General features: G+C 46.1%; 19 protein-coding genes. 10 read left to right on the forward strand and 9 right to left on the reverse strand.

Going from position 1 to position 19,321, the window contains the following annotated elements; genetic code table 11:
* Window positions 1–20 precede the first annotated feature (20 nt).
* Genes ccoN through ccoG form a run of 4 tightly spaced genes read left to right on the forward strand, consistent with a single transcriptional unit; the run spans window position 21 to window position 4,314 of the window.
* Window positions 21–2,132 carry a cytochrome-c oxidase, cbb3-type subunit I gene (gene ccoN, locus IPL83_09210; protein ID MBK9039322.1) on the forward strand — a complete coding sequence of 704 codons (2,112 nt, stop codon included), beginning with the start codon at window positions 21–23 and terminating at the stop codon, window positions 2,130–2,132.
* Window positions 2,129–2,296, forward strand: coding sequence for a cbb3-type cytochrome c oxidase subunit 3 (locus tag IPL83_09215; protein MBK9039323.1), 168 nt, complete (start codon window positions 2,129–2,131; stop codon window positions 2,294–2,296). Before ccoN ends, IPL83_09215 begins: the two co-directional genes overlap by 4 nt.
* On the forward strand, window positions 2,293–2,862 hold the full coding sequence (locus IPL83_09220; GenBank protein MBK9039324.1) for a c-type cytochrome: 570 nt from the start codon (window positions 2,293–2,295) through the stop codon (window positions 2,860–2,862). The genes IPL83_09215 and IPL83_09220 overlap by 4 nt, the downstream gene beginning before the upstream one ends.
* A gap of 15 nt (window positions 2,863–2,877) precedes the next feature.
* Entirely contained in the window at window positions 2,878–4,314 is a 1,437-nt protein-coding gene (gene ccoG / locus IPL83_09225) for a cytochrome c oxidase accessory protein CcoG (protein ID MBK9039325.1), read from the forward strand.
* On the opposite strand, the gene IPL83_09230 is transcribed toward ccoG, so the two are convergent.
* From IPL83_09230 to IPL83_09250, 5 genes are all read right to left on the reverse strand, one after another.
* Window positions 4,311–4,649: a hypothetical protein gene (locus IPL83_09230; GenBank protein MBK9039326.1), complete on the reverse strand. Its 339-nt coding sequence runs from the start codon at window positions 4,647–4,649 to the stop codon at window positions 4,311–4,313. The genes ccoG and IPL83_09230 overlap by 4 nt on opposite strands.
* Before the next feature lie 306 nt (window positions 4,650–4,955).
* The gene (locus IPL83_09235) at window positions 4,956–5,369 is read right to left on the reverse strand and encodes a hypothetical protein (protein MBK9039327.1); all 414 of its coding nucleotides are present in this window, start codon (window positions 5,367–5,369) and stop codon (window positions 4,956–4,958) included.
* A 7-nt stretch (window positions 5,370–5,376) separates the two neighbouring features.
* Window positions 5,377–6,159 carry a hypothetical protein gene (locus IPL83_09240; protein ID MBK9039328.1) on the reverse strand — a complete coding sequence of 261 codons (783 nt, stop codon included), beginning with the start codon at window positions 6,157–6,159 and terminating at the stop codon, window positions 5,377–5,379.
* Between the two features lie 18 nt (window positions 6,160–6,177).
* Complete coding sequence (locus IPL83_09245; GenBank protein MBK9039329.1) at window positions 6,178–8,067, reverse strand: LTA synthase family protein; 1,890 nt, start codon at window positions 8,065–8,067, stop codon at window positions 6,178–6,180.
* A gap of 54 nt (window positions 8,068–8,121) precedes the next feature.
* Window positions 8,122–8,931, reverse strand: coding sequence for a class I SAM-dependent methyltransferase (locus IPL83_09250; protein ID MBK9039330.1), 810 nt, complete (start codon window positions 8,929–8,931; stop codon window positions 8,122–8,124).
* Window positions 8,932–9,102: 171 nt separating this feature from the next.
* Here IPL83_09250 and IPL83_09255 point away from each other — a divergent pair, with 171 nt between their 5' ends.
* The 3 genes from IPL83_09255 to tsaA all read left to right on the forward strand — a co-directional run bounded on the left by IPL83_09255 (window position 9,103) and on the right by tsaA (window position 11,875).
* Complete coding sequence (locus IPL83_09255; protein MBK9039331.1) at window positions 9,103–10,308, forward strand: transglycosylase SLT domain-containing protein; 1,206 nt, start codon at window positions 9,103–9,105, stop codon at window positions 10,306–10,308.
* The gene (locus IPL83_09260; GenBank protein ID MBK9039332.1) at window positions 10,292–11,026 is read left to right on the forward strand and encodes a PilZ domain-containing protein; all 735 of its coding nucleotides are present in this window, start codon (window positions 10,292–10,294) and stop codon (window positions 11,024–11,026) included. Before IPL83_09255 ends, IPL83_09260 begins: the two co-directional genes overlap by 17 nt.
* 72 nt (window positions 11,027–11,098) lie before the next feature.
* A complete protein-coding gene (gene tsaA, locus IPL83_09265) occupies window positions 11,099–11,875 on the forward strand; it encodes a tRNA (N6-threonylcarbamoyladenosine(37)-N6)-methyltransferase TrmO (GenBank protein MBK9039333.1) in 777 nt (258 codons plus the stop codon).
* Here the strand turns inward: tsaA and IPL83_09270 are convergent.
* Window positions 11,761–13,047, reverse strand: coding sequence for an MFS transporter (locus tag IPL83_09270; GenBank protein MBK9039334.1), 1,287 nt, complete (start codon window positions 13,045–13,047; stop codon window positions 11,761–11,763). The genes tsaA and IPL83_09270 overlap by 115 nt on opposite strands.
* Before the next feature lie 218 nt (window positions 13,048–13,265).
* Between IPL83_09270 and IPL83_09275 the strand changes: the two genes are divergently transcribed.
* Window positions 13,266–14,663, forward strand: a complete 1,398-nt coding sequence (locus IPL83_09275; protein MBK9039335.1) for a radical SAM protein — start codon at window positions 13,266–13,268, stop codon at window positions 14,661–14,663.
* Between the two features lie 47 nt (window positions 14,664–14,710).
* Here the strand turns inward: IPL83_09275 and IPL83_09280 are convergent, their stop codons facing one another.
* Window positions 14,711–15,946, reverse strand: a complete 1,236-nt coding sequence (locus IPL83_09280) for a procyclic acidic repetitive family protein (GenBank protein MBK9039336.1) — start codon at window positions 15,944–15,946, stop codon at window positions 14,711–14,713.
* A 402-nt stretch (window positions 15,947–16,348) separates the two neighbouring features.
* On the opposite strand from IPL83_09280, the gene IPL83_09285 reads away from it, so the two are divergent.
* Complete coding sequence (locus IPL83_09285; protein MBK9039337.1) at window positions 16,349–17,599, forward strand: chloride channel protein; 1,251 nt, start codon at window positions 16,349–16,351, stop codon at window positions 17,597–17,599.
* A 168-nt stretch (window positions 17,600–17,767) separates the two neighbouring features.
* Entirely contained in the window at window positions 17,768–17,974 is a 207-nt protein-coding gene (locus tag IPL83_09290) for a hypothetical protein (protein MBK9039338.1), read from the forward strand.
* A gap of 18 nt (window positions 17,975–17,992) precedes the next feature.
* On the opposite strand, the gene IPL83_09295 is transcribed toward IPL83_09290, so the two are convergent.
* Window positions 17,993–18,385 (reverse strand): hypothetical protein, encoded by a 393-nt coding sequence (locus IPL83_09295; GenBank protein MBK9039339.1) that lies wholly within the window; start codon window positions 18,383–18,385, stop codon window positions 17,993–17,995.
* Between the two features lie 27 nt (window positions 18,386–18,412).
* Window positions 18,413–19,258, reverse strand: a complete 846-nt coding sequence (locus tag IPL83_09300; GenBank protein MBK9039340.1) for an AraC family transcriptional regulator — start codon at window positions 19,256–19,258, stop codon at window positions 18,413–18,415.
* Window positions 19,259–19,321: the final 63 nt, after the last annotated feature.

A 19,321-nucleotide genomic window follows, 5' to 3' on the forward strand; every position in this document is an offset into this window, starting at 1 on the left:
TTAAGTGAGAGGAACATCGGATGAATTCAGCAGACAAATCCTACTATGACGACGACATTGTTAAAATGTTTCTGTTCGCCACCCTCGGCTGGGGTGTGACAGCATTCCTGGTAGGACTCATCGCAGCACTACAGATCAGCTTTTGGCAAATCAATTTTGGCCTCGAATGGATCAGTTTCGGGCGCCTGCGTCCATTGCATACGAATGCAGCGATTTTTGCGTTTGCCGGAAACATTGTATTTGCTGGAATTTACCATTCTTCGCAACGGCTCCTTCGTGTCCGCTTGTTCAATGACTTTTTGAGCCGATTTCATTTTTGGGGTTGGCAATTCATTATTCTATCGGCAGTCATCACTTTGCCCCTCGGTTTCAGCCAAGGCAAGGAGTATGCCGAACTCGAATGGCCCATTGACATCGCTATCGCTATCGTCTGGGTTGTTTTTGCGGTTAACTTTTTTGCTACCCTCTTTCGTCGGAAAGAAAAGCATTTGTATGTCGCACTGTGGTTTTACATCGCAACAATCGTGACCGTGACAGTCCTTCATGTCGTCAATTCCCTCAGTATACCCATCGGCTTCATGAAGAGCTACACCGTTTGGGCAGGAGTGCAAGATGCCATGGTGCAGTGGTGGTACGGGCACAATGCTGTCGCCTTTTTTCTAACAACTCCATTTTTGGGACTCATGTATTATTACCTTCCAAAAATAGCAAATCGCCCCATCTATTCGTATCGCCTCTCGATCGTTCATTTTTGGGGACTTGTTTTTATGTATATTTGGGCGGGACCCCACCATCTTCTTAATACCGCCATGCCTGATTGGGCTCAAACCCTCGGCATGGTTTTTAGCTTAATGATTTGGGCCCCGAGCTGGGGTGGGATGATCAATGGTCTTCTGACTCTTCGCGGAGCCTGGAATTTACTCAGAACAGAGCCCTCAATGAAGTTCCTCGTCGCTGCAATTACCTTTTACGGCATGTCGACTTTTGAAGGACCACTTCTATCGATTAAGTCCGTCAATGCCCTTGGTCACTACTCAGATTGGATCATCGGTCATGTTCATAGTGGAGCTCTCGGCTGGAATGGGTACATGGCTTTTGGAATTATCTATTATCTCCTTCCCCGATTATACAAAGTTCCCCTTTTCAGCCTTCGACTCGCCAACATCCACTTCTGGATAGGTATGCTTGGAATACTTTTCTATTATCTTTCCATGGTCTCTGCTGGCCTGACCCAAGGATTGATGTGGCTCGCTCTTGATAGTAATGGAGTTCTCGTTTATCCGGATTTTGTTGAGACAGTAAATCGAATAAAGCCCCTCTATCACATCCGAACTTGCGGTGGATTATTTTTTCTCACCGGCGCACTCATCATGTTGTACAATATTTACAGAACAGTGCGAAATGCCAAATCAATACAAAAGGAAGACATACCCAGCGCGGCCTATTACAAGCCGGATCCAAGTCTAGACAAAGGACATCGACGACTGGAGGGAATGGCTGCTGTATTCACAGTCCTGACAGTGATCGCAATTTTGGTAGGATCCGTTATTTCAATTCTTCCCACTCTCTCCATGCATAGCTATGTGAAACCGGAGACTATCTCAAAACCTTGGACTCCCCTCGAGCTGGCAGGACGAGACATCTACGTGAGCGAAGGTTGCTATGTTTGTCATTCTCAAATGATTCGTAAGCTCAGTTTCGACGTTGCCCGTTTTGGTCCCGCTTCGACCATCGGAGAATCCCTCTACGATCATCCTTTTCAATGGGGTTCCAAACGAACAGGACCTGACTTGGCTCGAATTGGAGGAAAATATCCTGACCTATGGCATTACAACCATATGATTGATCCGCGCTCCGTTATTACACAATCTCTTATGCCCGCCTACCTCTGGCTGGAAAAAAAGACGACAGACTTCTATAGTTTGCGGCGCAAACTATCAGTGTTGAAGACTTTGGGAGTTCCTTATGATGATGAAACAGTGGCCAATGCGGACAAAATTGCTGCAGAACAAGCCTTTGTCGTGGCAAACAGGCTGTCCTCTCAAGGTGCCCCAGCAGGTCTCGAAAGTAAGCAGATTGTCGCTCTGATTGCCTATCTCCAAGCCCTCGGAAAGAAAGGTGGTGACCAGTGAAAAATGAAGTTCTAAGTCGGTTTCCACATATCGATTGGAGCCTCTGCGGCTTTCTCATCTTTGTCACAGCTTTTGTGGGTGTCCTATTCTGGGTATTCCGCCAAGGCTCAAGTGATCATTACAGTCAAATCTCAAAATTTCCGTTCGGGGAGGACCAGAAATGAAAAATGAAGACAATAGCCCCATCGAAGGGCACAACTACGATGGCATTCGCGAGCTTGACAATCCTTTGCCACGCTGGTGGTTAACTATTTTCTATTCTACGATCGTTTTTGCGGCTGTCTATTACTACCATTATGAATTCGGCTCAGGACCCTCATCGGATCAAGAACTCACAAAAGAGCTAGATTCTCTCGAATCAAAAAAGCAAAAGGCCACCACAGATACACCTGCTCAGCCAACACCCGAGGATTTCAAAGCTCTTCTTTCTGATCCTGAAACGCTGAAATTGGGAGCTGCAGAATATTCTGCAAAATGCATGGCCTGTCACGGAGACAAAGGGCAAGGCTCGATTGGTCCCAATCTGACGGATAATGCTTGGATACACGGCGATGGCTCAATTTCCGCAATCAGTCAGATTATAAAAAACGGCGTGGCCGAAAAAGGAATGCCGCCTTGGGGAGAAATAATTAAGCCAAAATTAACACTCCAAATCTCGGCCTATATTCGTTCGCTCAATGGGACCAATCCTCCTGGTGCAAAAGCTCCTGAAGGGCAGGTCTATCCCTAAACTAAGGACACTCAAATGAACCGTCACCCCCTCGAACTGCCCGAAGATAGCCTCGCCTCTCTGACAGCAGATGGATCTAGGTCGTATATTTATCCGGCAATCGTGCGGGGTCGGTTTCAGCGCTATCGCCAGTCGCTGCATCTCGCATTGCTTGGCCTCTTTTTGGCTCTTCCATGGATTAAGATTGGGGGACATCAAGCTGTTCTGCTTAATATCCCTGACCGACACTTTTCAGTTTTTGGGCTTACATTTCTTGCCCACGACGCGCCAATTTTCTTTTTTATTCCTGCTATCTTTGCCCTTTGCCTGATCTTTGTTACCGCTATGTGGGGAAGACTGTGGTGCGGCTGGGCCTGTCCCCAAACTGTTTTTATTGAGACTATTTTTCGACGGATCGAAAGATGGATCGAAGGCAACCATCTGGCTCAGCGAAAATTGAATCAAGAGAGTCTTAGCCTTACCAAACTTTGGAAAAAGTCTCTCAAGTGGGTTCTCTTTTTATTCGCTACCCTGATTATAACCCACACTTTTATTGCTTACTTTGTTGGTTCGAGTGAACTCTTGCAGATCATCCAAGGGCCTCCAACTGAAAATTGGCCTGCGTTTGTGGCTATGGCCATTCTTTCTGCCATTTTCCTTTTTGATTTTGGCTGGTTTCGCGAACAATTCTGCATCATAGCCTGTCCCTACGGACGATTTCAATCTGTCATGTTGGACCAAAAAACCATCAATATTTTTTACGATGAAAAAAGAGGTGAGCCGCGTAAAGGCAAAAGCCCTCCAACTGAGCAGCAAGGCGACTGCATCAATTGCTTTCGATGTGTGCAAGTTTGTCCGACAGGCGTTGATATTCGACGTGGCACGCCGCAGTTAGAGTGCATTGCCTGCACAGCATGCATCGACGCCTGCGACGAGATCATGGAAAAGGTGAATAAACCCAGAGGCCTCATCCGATACACTTCACAAGCTAGTCTTGAAGGAAAGCCAAAAAAAATCTTTCGGTTAATTGATTTTATTTATATCGGGCTCATCCTTTTGACGATCTCTGGTTTTGTCCTCGCACTTTCTTGGCGAAACCCATTGCAACTGACTCTGTTGAGGGCCAAAGACATTCCGTACCGTTCCGTCACTCTCGACGATGGAACTCCCGGCCTCATCAATCACTTTAGCCTTCATATTGTCAATCAGAGCACGGAAAAGGCAACTATGAGATGGCAAATTGCTGAGCCTTGGTCGCGGCAAGGAGTGAGTGTTGTATCTCAGCTCAACGAGCTCTCCCTTGAGCCCTACAAAAATCAAACGATACATTTGTTCATCAAGTTTCCCCTAAGCCTCCTTGAGAAATCCAATGCCAAAACGATATTAATAGATTTCACAAGGGTCCTTGAACAAAAGGAAGACTCTATTCCAATTGAAGCAAAACTGCTCGGCCCCTCTCCTGGCTCAAATTAATAAAAACTGGCCCACTTGATTGTTGTTCCAAACTCCAAGGGAGCCGGCTGAACCAATCTCAGGAGTCCAGGATCTTCAAACATGCGTCCGGCAGCAGCGCTCACCTTGTGAGCACTGCACCAAGCCGAACTCGATCCTGAACCCCTGAGACTTAGTTCAGCCAGCTCCCTGTGTCTTTTGGACACAACAGAATCACCGAAGGCTTGCGGGCCAACCAAGGATTCCAACTTCGGATGGCGATCATGACATATGATCCTTAAGGCTTCTGGAATCTTTCGTTGTACACCAGGTTTTGCGGATGATGCGATTGATATTGACCTCCCCTTGGCCGGCATTCAACCCATGCAAAAATCAATAATCTGTCGTCCATGACAAATGACAGTGAAATCTTCGAGAAGAAAGGTCTAGATTTTAATACAGCGGCTGGCCCGCAAGCCTTCGGTGATTCTGTTGTGTCCAAAAGACACAGGAAGCTGGCTGAACTAAGTCTCAGGGGTTCAGGATCGAGTTCGGCTTGGTGCAGTGCTCACAAGGTGAGCGCTGCTGCCGGACGCATGTTTGAAGATCCTGGACTCCTGAGATTGGTTCAGCCGGCTCCCTTGGAGTTTGGAACAACAATCAAGTGGGCCAGTTCATTAACACTAACGGAGATACACATATCCATAGGGAGGGATCATTCCCCCCGCGCCACCATCGACCCTACCACTGCTGGTCAAGCAATCACTCCACGGAATCCTCACTCCAGATTCTGAATCGATCAGTCCCTGCTCTTCAAGAACAAGCGATCGGTCGCTCGCTTTGTTTTCATCACCTTTTTCTCGAACGCCTGCTCCTCCTCCCTCACGATTTTTCTTTACGGTCTCAGTTCTTTCATCAGGCCCTTCAAACTTAATCTGCTTCAATTTTCCAACGGGATTTGCACAATTCCCAGAGATTTCCAAGGACCCGCCAGAATAGCTTCGCAAGACCAAATTCATGCGGTTAAATTTTGAAAAAGAACGCTGGTCGCGATCTCGAAAACTGAGACTGCGGGAGCCCTTTATTTCAAGACGCAATTCTCCCTCAGAAAAAGAAATGACCCTGCCCTCGCGAACAACAAAAATACCAAAAAATCTGAAAACCCTCTGTGAGATTCTCTCTCGCTGAGCGATCCCCCATAACAAGATCTTGAAAAACCCTCGACTCAGGAGCACTCTGAAAATAGAAACTGTAAATTTGTTCTCGATGAATGACGCCATTGTCATCAGGCACCTCTTTAGTCCGCAAGCGATCCACATGTAACTCCACCTCTTCATCAATCTCTGCTCTCTTGCCAAGCACGGTCTGTACATCCTTTCGGGGACGCAGATATACCTTGAGCCCTTGGCTCCGAAAACTCAGGGAGTCCAGGATATCGTTTTGTCTCTTTCGAACAAAACGACCTTCACCCGAGACAAGAGCCTCGACGCGGCCGTCAGAGCCCTTGCAATCCGAGTATTTCCAATAGTAAACATCCTGGTCAGGCTTCAAAGAACTCAGAATTTTCTGAGGACGACAGCGCACAACCCCCATCAGCTCCACAGCGCTGAGCGCACTCTCGCTTGCAACTTTGGAAGGATCAGCTTCCCGCTGAATAGCGCTCTCCAACAAAGATCTCGCTTGCATCAATCGTCCAATCAAAAAGTAAGAGTAACCAGAAATCGAATTCTCCGGAACAGACAAAGGTGTCACGCGATGCCCTTTCGATTCCTTGGAGTCAAACGGCTTATCTGGGGGTGTACAAGAGATCAAAATAAAACCGCTGAACGCGACAAAGACCAAATTCACAGCACACCGGGATGCCTTACTCAAATCTCCATATTTCATCGATATTCTCCAATTGCATTAATGTCCCGTATCACCAGAACTCTCAACCAACAGCTTGTTCTCAAGCATTCCATTAAAAAAATACTGAAGCAGTGCGCGCAAACGGAGGTCAAGTTGGCCTCTTTTCTTTTCAACCAAACTATTTCCTACCGCAAGAACTCGTCCCCCTTGAGGCGTATAAAACTCAGTTCGGTCCCCATTTTCATCTGACTTAATCAGTCCATCTTTGTCTAGATACCAATATCCCGCTTCAGTTCGATTCATCACCCACTCCGGTTGGCGAGAGAAAATTGATCGGCCAAATCTCGTCCATTTTTCTGGCCGAACACCCAATAACTGCATGACAGACAAGGGGACATCGACATGCTGCACGACCTGTTCAATATCTACCAGAGGAAGTTTTCCTCCGGGCCGGTAAAAAAAGATAGGTACTCGGAAATGTCCCAAACTATCACTATATGAGGCTTGATCTGATTTAGTTGTGTGGTCAGCTGTGATCACGAAAAGCGTATGATGAAACCAGGGTCGCTTTTCTGCTTCACTAAAAAATTTCCGAAGTGAGAAATCTGTGTATCCAATACTCTCGTGAATCTCTAAAGTTCCCTTTGGGAAACGCCCCGCGTACTCCTTCGGAACACTAAATGGTTGATGAGAGCTCAATGAGAATATAACCGAAGCAAACGGCTCCCGCATCTTATCAATTTCTCTCACCGCAAACTGAAAATAGGGCTCGTCAAAAATCCCCCAGTGTCCGTCAGAATCCTCCTTTTGAGGATACTCATTCAAGCCAAAATAATGCTGAAAGCCAGCTCTCTGAGAAAAGCTATCAAAATACATTGTCCCATTTTCAGCTCCATGAAAAAAGCCTGTCGTATATCCCTCTCTTCGTAATACGCTTCCAAGGCCTTCGATGCGATTTGATGAAAAATCAGATGTGATAAAGGGATCGGGCAACAGACTCGGAATTCCTGAAAGCAAACTCGGTATGGCTTCGATGGATCTCCGCCCATTTGCAAACCCATTCTTAAAAAGCATTCCTCTCGCAGATAGTTCATCAAAAAAAGGAGTGTATCCCTTGCCTCTATTGGCGGCGCCAACAAACTCGAGCGCAAAGCTCTCGAGAATAATCAACACCACATTCTCATGAGTCGGAGCGGACGCCCAGGTTACATTTGTGGGGAGATATTTATCCAACTCACCTTTCGAAAGACTCTCAACGCGCCGACGGATCTGAGTCCCTTTTGATCGTATCATGGTAAAGGTAGAATTCAGCGCTAAGATCCCCAGTTCGTCTTTGGAAAAAATGAAAGCATTCGTCGATTTCAAAGGTTTGAGCTGCCAACCACCACGCGCAGATAAGGCCAACAGGCTTGCCAAGATAAGGTATTCAAAAATGGGATGAACTCTTCGATATTTTTTGGAAGAAACGAATGCAGGAAAAGTCCGGTATAACAAATAGGTCAATACCACCGCCGCAAGCGACAAATACCAATAATACACAATCACTTGAACGGCTTGATTCTGGATATCTCCGGCTAATTTCAGAAATTCTATCGTGCTTCTTTTGCCCGTCAATTGATAGAGCTCGATATCAGCCAAATTCAAAGAGATAAACAACAAATTTACAACAACAAAAAAGGAAAGGGCCAAAGCCTTTAGGTAGCTATTCTGTTGCCATTTGCTCGGTAAGGAAAAAAAAATAAACACCGGAAGATTTGAAAGAACGATTGCAACCAAATCAAACCTTAAACCCAGTAGAAAAGACTCAGCCACCTCTTTATTTGAAAAGCCAGCGAATAGATCCCTGTTATAAACGTAAAAAATTAATCTAACCAAGGCATAGATAGCAAGCAAAGATGAGAGAAGAAGAAGACTTCGGCGTAATACGGGAATTTTTGAGGTTTTCAAATCGCTATTCTCTCTACGCTTGATTTTTATCAGCGCAGCAGCCCCTTTTCAAAATCAAGACTCTGCTCTGCCTCTGACCCAAGAGTAAAACAGCACGCTGTAGGGCTCGCCCTGAACGGCTAAAAACTCTTTTCTAACGTCTTCTACCAGGTCAGGAGCAATGCGGCCAGCATTTATCAAGGCGGGAGCCGCACTTAATAGCAGATCCCGAAAATAAGAGAAAAACCTCTCGCGAACGTGTGGCTGACGAGCGTCAAAATGAAGACTACGGTGTTCTGTCACAATGTTTTTGTACCCTGCCTGCATCAAAAGATTTCCCATCTGAACTCCCACATAGGGGTGCCCTTTGATCGACCACTGATAATCATTGAACTCGATCCAGTACCGCAAAATAGCCGGACTATAAGGATCAACAAAAAAACTAGAATTATTCACTTCCGACAGTATGACTTCCGAACCGGGGATCAAATATTTTCTCAATTCTCGAAGAACAGCGAGAGGGTCCGGCACATGCTCTAAAAACCAACATAAAAAGGCTCCATCAAAAGTCCGTCCCTTAAGAATCGCGAGGTCTCTGGCATCGGACTGATGAAGCTCAAGCCGGTTGTCCAGAAGCTCCTGGGCCAAGGTCGCTCTCGCTACTCTGAGCTGGTCTTCGGAAATATCGATACCCACCAATTGTTTAATCGAAGAAAATCTCTTCAAAAGAATTTTACTTTGCGCACCAATGCCACATCCCACCTCAAGCAAGCTTGTTTCTCTCTTGAACTCCACTCCTTCATAAACATAGGGTTCAAGAAGGCGGGCCTGGTCTTCCAATCGAGCTTGCTCTTGCGAGGTGTAACCATGAAGATATTTTGACACACTCTACCTCTCAAAAAGAGAAGGGACTATTTTGCACATCTTTTGGCCAATGACTGCAATACCATTATGCGCTCAACATCCAAGAAAGCCAAAGGCCCACACCACTAATTTTTGATTTGGATTCTGCTGCAAGACTCATCACCCGGCGCAATCCTCCGATAGATATATACGGTGGAAAATACGCAAACAGATGATTTTTTTAGTTTGGTTAAGGAATTGAAAATTTTGCCAATTTTCGCCTTAATTCTAAGTAGTTGGGGCTGCGTTGGACCGACTTCTCCTTTTGGGGCAATCCATCACCTGACGACCTCTTCTCAGTTAAAAGTTGATCCGGCAGCCGATCCGGCAGCCGATCCGGCAGCCGATCCAAGCATGCAATCCCCTTCCCCTTCAAAAACAAAGATGGACAAGCAGGGCTTTTATGCGCCAGCTCCATCACCCCCAAGAATCGAATTGTTCCCCAATCGCCAGGTGCTTCATGGTCGCCGAGACCTCAAAGTTGTTATATTTGACCCCAAAGGCATTGCTGAGAGCTCACGCTGGCGAGTCTATTACAATGGCTATGAAGTCACCCACCAGCTCGTACCGACTGTCAATGAGGTAGAATCCATCTCCCGCAAGGAATGGACTCTGGAATTTAAAAATCTGAGGGTTCGAGCTGAAAAGGATAACCATATTCAATTCGCCTATTTCACAAGCCCAAATCAACCTCCTGTTATTCGGTCTTGGTTGCCTCCCGAATGCCATATAGATCATATTCAGCAGATTGCAACTACCGAGGACTTTACTCTTTCAGCCAATCTACTCGACAGAATCGACAGACTGTCTCGCGACTTCAATTTTAATCCGAGCCTTCTTGCGGGCCTCGTCGCGCAGGAATCAGCATTCAATCCTCAAGCCATCAGTTGGGCAAAAGCCATTGGACTCACCCAAGTGACTCCTATCGCGGATTTGGAAATCGCTCGTTTTCAACCACTGTGGCCCAGGTCTGCCTCGATCAGCCGCTTTCCCGCCGGAATTGTTAAGGGCCTGATTAACGCAGGAAAGCTCACGGCCAGAGATGATTGGCGCCTCAATCCTGAATTATCGCTCCGCGGAGGACTGACATTCCTTAATTATCTTGTCGATTATTGGGCGGGCGATCCTGTCTTTTCACAACTCAAGGAGAAATCCGCGTTTCCAAAGCAACTCGCCACTCAAATTATTCTGGCTTCCTACCAGTCAGGCGCTTCACGTGTAAAAAAGGCCATACTTGAAAATAATCAAAACTTCTTGGCCTCAGAGAATTTAATGGAGGCACGAAAGTACGTTGGTCGAGTGAGCAGTTACTGTTACCATTTTTCAAATCGAGAGGATCTCTATGCGAAATCGCCCTAAAATCCTCCTTGCAATCGCCATCATATTTTTATGCATCATTGTCTCACTGCCTGTGCAAGTGGCTCTCCTTTATGGGCACGCCATTGATGAACTCGTTCAAATGATGACAAAAATCTCTTTGTTGAATCTCCTCGTCGCTCTCTCCCTTGTCCTCAATATCCCATTCATCCTTCGCGCTTCGCGCTGGCTCTCGCTGAGCCTTCCTCTCTCTCTCATAGCCATAGGTTGGAACAATTGGGTGGTTGCGTCTGTCGGGCTTGATTTCTCCCCCTCAACGACCTGGGTGGCGACCTTGCTATTTGCTTTGCTTTGCGGGTTTGTATCGCTTCCCGTTGTTTGGAATCTTATAAAAAATCCCCAGCAGCGCTGGTGGCTTCAGGCTGTCAGAAAAGCCATTTCCCTTCCCATGACCCTTGAGCCCGTTCGAGGATCGAGCATAGACATGAGAACCTTTGATCTGTCTAAAACCGGAGCTTTCGTCCAGGTCGACGACTGGAGCGAATTTGAGTATCCGATGCGTGAGGGAGATGTGATAAATGTCAAATTCACTATCGGAACTCTCAATCGAATTAGCTGCTCAGCTCAGATCGTGCGAAGAAACTACGAATCAGGCCACTATCCAGCCGGGCTTGGTCTGCGATTTATCGGACTACAGCGAGGACACCATCGTCTTCTTCGTCAATTTGTCGAGACCCAACCAGGTCAGGTCACTCACTAAATATTAACTGATTTTCTTGATTGTTGCTTCGTTCTTGATATGTATGCCTTTTCAAGAAGGAAACTTGATTTGATGTCCCATTCTATTTCTATGAGCCCGATCGGGCATATCCAGTCCTGTTTCCCGGAAAAGTTTGGAGTGCCAAAACAGGGTCGAATTTCTCCTCACAGTCATGGCGCTATTTGTTTTTCAGCGCACATTGACGGGCCTGCCATGACCGCCGGACTGGAATCCTTTTCTCACTTGTGGGTCCTCTGGCTATTTCATCAGAATAAAAATAAAACTCTTCTCAAGAAGGTTCACCCTCCTCGATTGGGAGGAAAAAAATCAGGGGTTTTTGCCTCGCGGAGCCCTCATCGACCAAATGCGATAGGTATGACTGTCGTTCAAATTTTGTCGATTGAAGTCGACCGGATATTGATCAGTGGCTTAGATATGGTCGAGGGTACACCTGTATTGGATATAAAGCCTTATATCCCTCAGTGGGACTCTTATCCAGAAGCCTCCTCTGGATGGCTGAATCACCAAGCCGATTCATGCTGCCCAACAGAATTCTTATCCTCTGCGATGGAAGAACTCTTCGCCTACGAAAAATCAGACTCGCTCGAAATGCCCGCTTCAGAAATTCTCCATGCCATCAGAGAATGTCTCAGTACGGATCCACGACCACCCGCCTACAAGAAAATGGATCAGACAAGGCAGATGAGCGAAAAACCGATTTACGCTTTTCAGATCTATGGCTTAGACGTCAAGTTTCGCAAATGGGACAATGGATTTTTGGTTACAAGAATTGATAAAATGAGAAACGAAAAGAGCAAAGCCACAGGACCCAGCCACAATGCAACCTGAATCCCCATCTTATCGCTGAGGCGGCCCAATCCATAATGCATTATGACGGTCATCAAGGTTCCAAAAGATATCGCGACCGAAAATGCGCGACTTGCCTGTTTTCCAAAAACTTGAGCAATCGTTTCAATGAACACAGGAAAAAAGGGCCCCAAGCTCAGGCCGCATAAAATTAAGAAGACGGGATGATAACTGAGCCCCAGGCCGTAAAAGAGGGTAGAAAAAATCAGACAATATGAGAGCACATGACGACTGGAGCTCTTGAGTAAACCGGGACCCACAAAAAAAACAAGTCGACTCAAAAACATCAAAAGAAAAAAACAAGTGAGGGCATTTGCCGAACTCGCGTCCGACCATTGGGTTACTCGCTTCAGATAAAGCACCATTCGCGTGGTCAGTGACAGCTCTCCAACAAGGTAGGTTGCCAATATCATGGCCATCCAAAGGCTCAGATTTCTTTGAAATCCCCCATTTGATTTGCTCTCTCCTCTGCCCTCACCTTTGCCCTCCGAAGAACTTTCCTGTCCAATGCCATTAATGCCTTTGATGCCCTTATCAGGAGATGAGCTTAGGGTTGAATTTCGCAATCCTCTTCCTCTGGAAAAGTGAAAAAGCGAAAAAAATAATATTATAAAGGGAATCCCGCTAAACAAAAAAACAATCTTGGTCCAGGGATAATTTAGCCCGATAGCATAGGAGAAGATGAGAGGAGCTAAAAAGGAGGCCATCCCATAATTGCTGTGAAGGCCAGAAAAAAGGCGTCTCCAATGCGATTCTGGTGAACTTTCCTGAATAAGCACGTGCTGAGCAACCGATCCAATTCCCTGACCAATTCCTAGAACTCCGGAGGCGACCAGGACAGAAATATAGTTTCCGCCAAGACCCAAACCCACAAATCCAAGACCCATAAAAAATAAACTTCCCCGCAAAACGCGAATCGATCCCGCCAACGGAATCAACCACCGACAGGAGTAGCTCGCCATAAAGCTCAGCAGAGAGGTCACAGAAAATAGCCAAGAGCCTGAGGTATCCGTCAGGTGAAGGTCTTGTAGCACTAAGGGAAAAAAAGGACCACGAGCATTATCTAAAAAACCAAGGGCAAACAATGAGGCATACGCAAAAAGAACACAGGACCACCGCAGTTCCACATTGCGCATTTCTAGCCAGAGCCGCATGTTTGACTTCATCCTTTTCGTCCGCAACAAATCGACTACCATCGTCATGAAAGCCGATAAAATATGGGTTTGATCTCTCCATCAAAAATTGCCACAATAGCCCCGGATTAAAACTTAACTAGATTTTGTTGGCACGAGCACGGGCACGGGCCACTTCAGAGTACACCAAGTGAACCGACACCACATCTCGTATTTCACCTTAAGATGGAGATTTATTCGTGGGCACGAACGTTGATGCAATGACTCCAGAGGAGACTATTGACCAAAGCGCCACTTTGGAGGACCAACTCCCCCCGAAAATATCGGAATCTTTCTGCGTTCTGCCTTGGATCCAACGTTTTATTAATCTTGGTGGTGAACATCAAATTTGTTGTACCTCTGAAGAGTATGGCAATTCGATTCGTTCCACCTTTGGAAGAATTCTAAAGGTGAGCAACACGACTGATCCAGACAAAGTTCAAAATGCCTCAAGCCTCATGAGAGTTCGGCGACAGATGCTAAAGGGCAGGTGGCCTGCTGCTTGCTCCAGATGCAAAATCGTAGAAAAGTGCGGTGGAAGAAGCAGACGACAAATCGAAAACTGGCGATTTGCTGACAGAATTGCTGAAATCATAAAAAGCACTAATAAACGTGGACGAACGACAATTCTTCCCTCTTACCTAGATCTCCGACTTGGAAACTTTTGCAATCTTGTTTGTCGCATGTGCAATCCGAGAGCAAGTAGAAAATGGTCTCTTGAATGGAACCGGGTCAAGTTGACCTGGGAAAAACTCATTTTTATTAGATGGCGCTATAAATATGACTGGTATCGGAGAGAAAATTTCAAACCCTTTCTCAAGGCACTCCTTCCCCATATCAGGAATTTTCATGTGGCTGGAGGAGAACCTCTCATTATTCCTGAGACGCTGGAACTCTTAAAGGAACTACAAAGAACGGGCATTTCTCGTAGCACGGAAGTTTCTTTTAACACAAACCTTACAGTCCTCAATCAGGATCTACTGAAGTGCTTGCAAACTTTCAAAAGAGTTTTCTTTTACGTGAGTGTTGATGCTTACGGCGAACTGAACGACTACATTCGCTACCCAAGCAAATGGGCAAAGATTGTCGATCGCGTACATGAAATCTCAACATGGGCGAAGGACTCTCCTTTTGTCATCCAGTTTAACGTGACTGTACAGATTTACAACATTTTGAGACTACACGAGCTCATCGACTGGATTCAGTCGCTTGATTTGCCTGGAGTCGGCAACGTCCCCAATCTCACTATTCTAAACAATCCCAGCTACTATGACATTCGCAATCTCCCCCCAAATCTGAAACAAGAAGTCACACAAACTATTGCAAAGAAAAGAGTCGATTGGCTCTCAGCAGCCCCCTCTTATGCGCGAGAAAGTTTTGCGGCGACATTGGATTCAATTGTTGAACATTTAAAATTCCCTCCCTCAGGTCGCTGGACTTTCTCCCACTTTCAATCCGTGACAGCCGCCCTAGACGCGTCAAGAAAACAAAACCTGGAGAGCCATCTTCCGGAATTGGTAGGCCCTCCAAGGATGGGATTGCACGAACCTCATCAGGCTCCGTTAGGAGCCCCACAAAATTCTGCTTTCAAACTATAAATGGTCGATAAATGGGCGCGTCCCTCCGCGCGCCGACCAAAAGTCACTCATCGTTGCAACTGGATGGCCGTCAGTTGATATCTGGCCAAATCACCAGCTCTTCTCCCGCGCCCCTGTGAAACGACAAGAATTTCTTTAATCGGGATTGCAAAACCTAAATCAACCACAAGTTCGTCACCACTCATTATAGGACCATGGAGCTCTGACAGCGAACGTCTGCTTCCGTCCCGAAGCACAGCAACAACCTCAATTATCTCTGTTGATCCAGCAACACACGAAATCTTTATTCCAACAATATTGTTTTTATTTACTGGAAATGAAACCCGACGCTGGCTCTGGCCAAAAATTTCGTCAAGGCCTAAATCTAGAGAAACCTCGTGATACGGCTGAGATTGCTCTTTTGGAATTACAGAAACAAGTGTCACCCCCATATTTTTTCGAGGGGGAATAGCTTCAGGGTGGGCGGCTTTTTTAGGCGGGGCAGCAATCTCCACTTCATTATCTCTTTGCAACTTAGGATCAGACACAGGCTCAATTTCGGGTTCAGGCATAATTTCAGGCTCCTGCACCAGTTCGGGCTCAGGCACCAGTTCAGGCTCCTGCACAAGTTCGGGCTCCTGCACCAGTTCGGGCTCCTGCACCAGTTCGGGCTCCGACGCTAGCTCGGGTGCGGACTCCGCAACCTGCGATGAATCTGAATCAATCCGCAAGCTTCCAAAATTCTCGTTGATTACCTTAAGATGAAGAACAGCACTATGAATAATAAAATGCCCCCTCAACTGGATTTCCCATGCCCCCCCCTGATCGACGTCTTCTGCATTTACGAGCTCGACCTGATCATAGCTTTCAAGTTGTTTAGACAAGAAAGATCCACGCGCCTTGGGTATTGATTTAATGGTCAGCGAGTTCAGGTCCAACAAAAGCTCAGCTTGAGCCTTTCCATCAGATGATTTGGCCACTATGTCCACTTTTTCGATAACATAAGATCCGAACTGAGCCTGCGGATATCGACGACTAACCTCTTGATTTAACTGAATTTCGGCTGTTGCTTCCTGTTTCTGATCCCCTACTTCCATATCTCCATAGTCCAAATCCAACAGAAAAGTATCTCCGACACTGAAATGAGCAGGTGGACCCGATTTACCCCCTTTAGCATGACATTGGCTATTGTAAAAAAACAATCCCACACCGAAAGCAACTAAACAGAATATCCATTTCATGAGTTCCAAGCCTCCATAGGAATAACAGACAACATAGGTGAGCGAACATAAAGCACCAATCATGCCACAGCCTTCTTTAAAGAAAGCTGAAAACAGCACACCTCAGATGGGTTGCTGTGAAAAATTCACTCTGAGTGAAAACAAGAACGACATAAACTGGTCTGCTTGATTGTTGTTCCAAACATCAGGGGTGCCTTTCTTTTCGAAGCCTTCATCGTGAGATGATCTGGTGGTTATGATAATCCGCATAGAGGTCAATATGATCCTTATAAGACCGTCCCTTGCCCATGCTCCGATTGCAATGACGCAAGATTTCAACTCATTGCAATTGCGAATAAACACATCTAAAATCGACGGAACAGGCAATGGGGTCTGCCTTAACCGCCGCTCGCAACGAGGTCGTGCTGATGGCTCCTACCAAACTAGAGGTGGGAATGCGTCTTGAAAAACCCCGAATCAAAACCAATTAACCGCCATCTCCGCTGGACATTCTTCAGTGCCATTAGCGGAGTTCTTGCAGGTATAGCATCATCTGTTTTTCTGATTTCTCTTGAATGGGCTACAAACACTCGCGATAAGGCGCCTGTTATTATCTGGGCGCTCCCCCTTGCTGGCTTTTTTATCGGATGGACCTATCACCATTTTGGCAAAAATGTGGCAGCAGGAAATAATCTGATTCTCGATGAAATCCATGATCCAAAGAAAGTAATTCCCGTCCATATGGCCCCCTTTATTCTTGTGGGAACAATCCTTACGCATTTGTTTGGTGGTTCAGCAGGTCGCGAAGGAACAGCGGTACAGATGGGAGCCTCGCTTTCGGATCAACTGACACATTTCTTTAGAATCGAGCCTGAGGAGCGAAAGATTCTACTCGCCGCAGGAGCTGGAGCTGGATTTGGTACAGCCGTTGGCGCACCATGGGCCGGAGTGGTGTTCGGCATGGAAGTGATTAATGTCGGTAAGCTCAGGCTTTTTGCCTGGTTTGAGTGTTTCGTCGCCTCCTTTGTTGGATTCGGTGTTTCACATCTTCTTCAAGCTCCTCATTCCCAATTTCCGTCTGTTGAGATTCCTTCGGTTGATGCGAAAACTCTTTTCTTTGTCGGAGTTGCGGGAATTGCGTTTGGCATCTCAGCCAAACTTTTTGCCATGAGTACTCATCTTGTGGAAAGAACCGCGAAACGATTCATATCCTATCCTCCTTTGAAGCCGCTCATTGGCGGATTCCTAGTTGTGACTCTTTTTTATCTTGAAGGTACCTATCGGTACGTGGGCCTCGGAATCCCCTACATCCAGGAAGCTTTAACGAATCAAGTGGGATTTAACGAGCCCTTACTCAAATCTATTTTCACATCTCTAACGATAGGAACTGGATTTAAGGGGGGTGAATTCATTCCACTCGTCTTTATTGGGACAACGCTCGGAAGCGCCCTTGCGATCATTTTGCCAATCTCCTTTTCCCTTCTTGCCGCTGTCGGATTCGCCGCTGTTTTTGGAGGAGCTTCCAATACGCCAATTGCCTGCACCTTAATGGCCATGGAGATTTTCGGCTACCGCATTGGCCCATTCGCTTTTGTTGCGTGTTTCATGAGTTATTACTTTTCGGGTCATCATGGCATTTATGCCTCTCAAAGAATTCATATGAAAAAACATCAAAAACTCTTCTCATGGTTGACCTCATGTTATTTCATGCTCAGATCGTCAAAAAATAGAGAATAGAGAATAGAGAATAGAGAATAGAGATGGAAGGGAAAATCCAAAACACCATTGCGCAGAATCCCACTGTCGTATTGAAGGAACTCTCTGAGATCTGCTCCGAGGGATCCCATAATTGCAGACTCGATAGTTCCCGATATGCGAGGAGCTGCATTTGGGTTACATCGAGGAATGGATACGCTTGGAACCGCAGTTGGACCACTATTAGCTTTTTTATTCTATGGAATTTACATGGGCGCAACTGAAGGTGTTGGAAAAACTCTCGCAGTCGATCTGGTGGGTTCAACTTGGCCATTTATTTTTGGCTCAGCAGGAGCAATCCTGGCTGCTCCAATTTTGGTTGTTGCAATTAACAAAGACGAATCGGAGAAAAGGTAAGTATATTTTCATAGCATTTTACTTTGATTGCAATTTCTTGAATTCGGCAAACCCTAGGACTGTTCCGGATGGGGTTTTCATCCAGGCTTCAGTGGCTCCATAATCGGTTGTTCTTTTGGGAATCAGAATCTTGCCATCCTTGGATGCCGCGACTGTTTTATCCAATGACTTGACATCAGCGTACAAGAGCACGTCTCCTGCCTTTACTTCTGAGAATTTCAAATCCTTTTTCAAACTTGAAACTGACTGCAGCATAACCTCTGATTCATCGAGATTCAAAATGACAAAGCCCATTTCCTTTTCGTGAGGAACCGAATGAACGACTTTGTATCCTAACTGATCTCGCCAAAACGGCAGGTTTAACTCGACGGATTCCACAACGAGAATGGGTGTTATCTTTGAAATTGACATAAGCTACCTCCTAAACAGTGACCCAAGCTAGCATTTCGACCGAGAGTTTGTATTGTAAAAATTCGACAAGGTTGGATCTCGTAACAAAAAATGAGTCGGCGTTGTCCCTGTGATTCCTTTGAACTCATGAATGAAGTGAGCCTGGTCGTAGTATCCGTGCCTGAGAGCTAAGTTCGTCCATTCAATTGGAGACTCTATCTTTCCAAGTTCCCTTAAAAGTCGCCGAAGGCGAAAAATGGATAGATACTTCTTTGCGCTGATTCCAACCTGCCTTTGAAAATGTCGCTCCAAAGTCCGCTGGCTCATCCCGATCATCGGAAGAACCTGCTCGACTCTGGAAACAAATCGATTATTCTCGGAGATATCTGAAAGGAATTTCAAGAAATGAAAATCCATTTGGTCACAGCCTACCAACCGATTCTCTAGCAAAAAGTTGAGATAGTCGGCGCGCTTCTGGTCGGTTTGACAAGCCGCCAGCTCATCTAAAGTCATGTGAATCCACGAATCTAATACGTCGTTAGCCGGTGCGGAGTTATCCGTGAATTCAGAAGCATCAATCCGAGTGAAGGGATATATCCCTCCAGGTTTAAATCTGATCCCACAGAGATCGAGACCACTTGCGGACTCGATCTCTATGGCGCGAGTCATTGTTCCAATCACTTCGACTCCCTCGCCTCTCAGGTCGAAAATAATGTCCATGCATCCATCGGGAAGTACCTGATGGGAACTCGGAGACGCCCCGGAATATGTTAATCGCATCATCCAGTAACACTGTACAAATGGTCTGAGAAGACTGGACGGTGGAAACTCAAGGTAATTCAATTTATTAACCCCATCTTCGCATCCAGGTTGTCCTTTGTTGTGATAAGCCATATCCTTTTCAACTTGCGAGAGAGGCCCTTAAAAAATGAGAATCGACTTTATTAATGGCGCGGT

It is taken from the genome of Bdellovibrionales bacterium (assembly GCA_016716765.1).
In the GTDB taxonomy this organism is placed as follows: domain Bacteria; phylum Bdellovibrionota; class Bdellovibrionia; order Bdellovibrionales; family UBA1609; genus JADJVA01.

Bases quoted from the DNA above. Each gene is read 5' to 3' on its own strand.
- ccoN (MBK9039322.1), top strand. From the start codon at position 21: ATGAATTCAGCAGACAAATCCTACTATGACGACGACATTGTTAAAATG.
- IPL83_09220 (MBK9039324.1), top strand. From the start codon at position 2,293: ATGAAAAATGAAGACAATAGCCCCATCGAAGGGCACAACTACGATGGC.
- ccoG (MBK9039325.1), top strand. From the start codon at position 2,878: ATGAACCGTCACCCCCTCGAACTGCCCGAAGATAGCCTCGCCTCTCTG.
- IPL83_09230 (MBK9039326.1), bottom strand. From the start codon at position 4,649: ATGCCGGCCAAGGGGAGGTCAATATCAATCGCATCATCCGCAAAACCT.
- IPL83_09240 (MBK9039328.1), bottom strand. From the start codon at position 6,159: ATGAAATATGGAGATTTGAGTAAGGCATCCCGGTGTGCTGTGAATTTG.
- IPL83_09260 (MBK9039332.1), top strand. From the start codon at position 10,292: ATGCGAAATCGCCCTAAAATCCTCCTTGCAATCGCCATCATATTTTTA.
- tsaA (MBK9039333.1), top strand. From the start codon at position 11,099: ATGTCCCATTCTATTTCTATGAGCCCGATCGGGCATATCCAGTCCTGT.
- IPL83_09270 (MBK9039334.1), bottom strand. From the start codon at position 13,047: ATGCGGCTCTGGCTAGAAATGCGCAATGTGGAACTGCGGTGGTCCTGT.
- IPL83_09280 (MBK9039336.1), bottom strand. From the start codon at position 15,946: ATGATTGGTGCTTTATGTTCGCTCACCTATGTTGTCTGTTATTCCTAT.
- IPL83_09290 (MBK9039338.1), top strand. From the start codon at position 17,768: ATGGATACGCTTGGAACCGCAGTTGGACCACTATTAGCTTTTTTATTC.
- IPL83_09295 (MBK9039339.1), bottom strand. From the start codon at position 18,385: ATGTCAATTTCAAAGATAACACCCATTCTCGTTGTGGAATCCGTCGAG.
- IPL83_09300 (MBK9039340.1), bottom strand. From the start codon at position 19,258: ATGGCTTATCACAACAAAGGACAACCTGGATGCGAAGATGGGGTTAAT.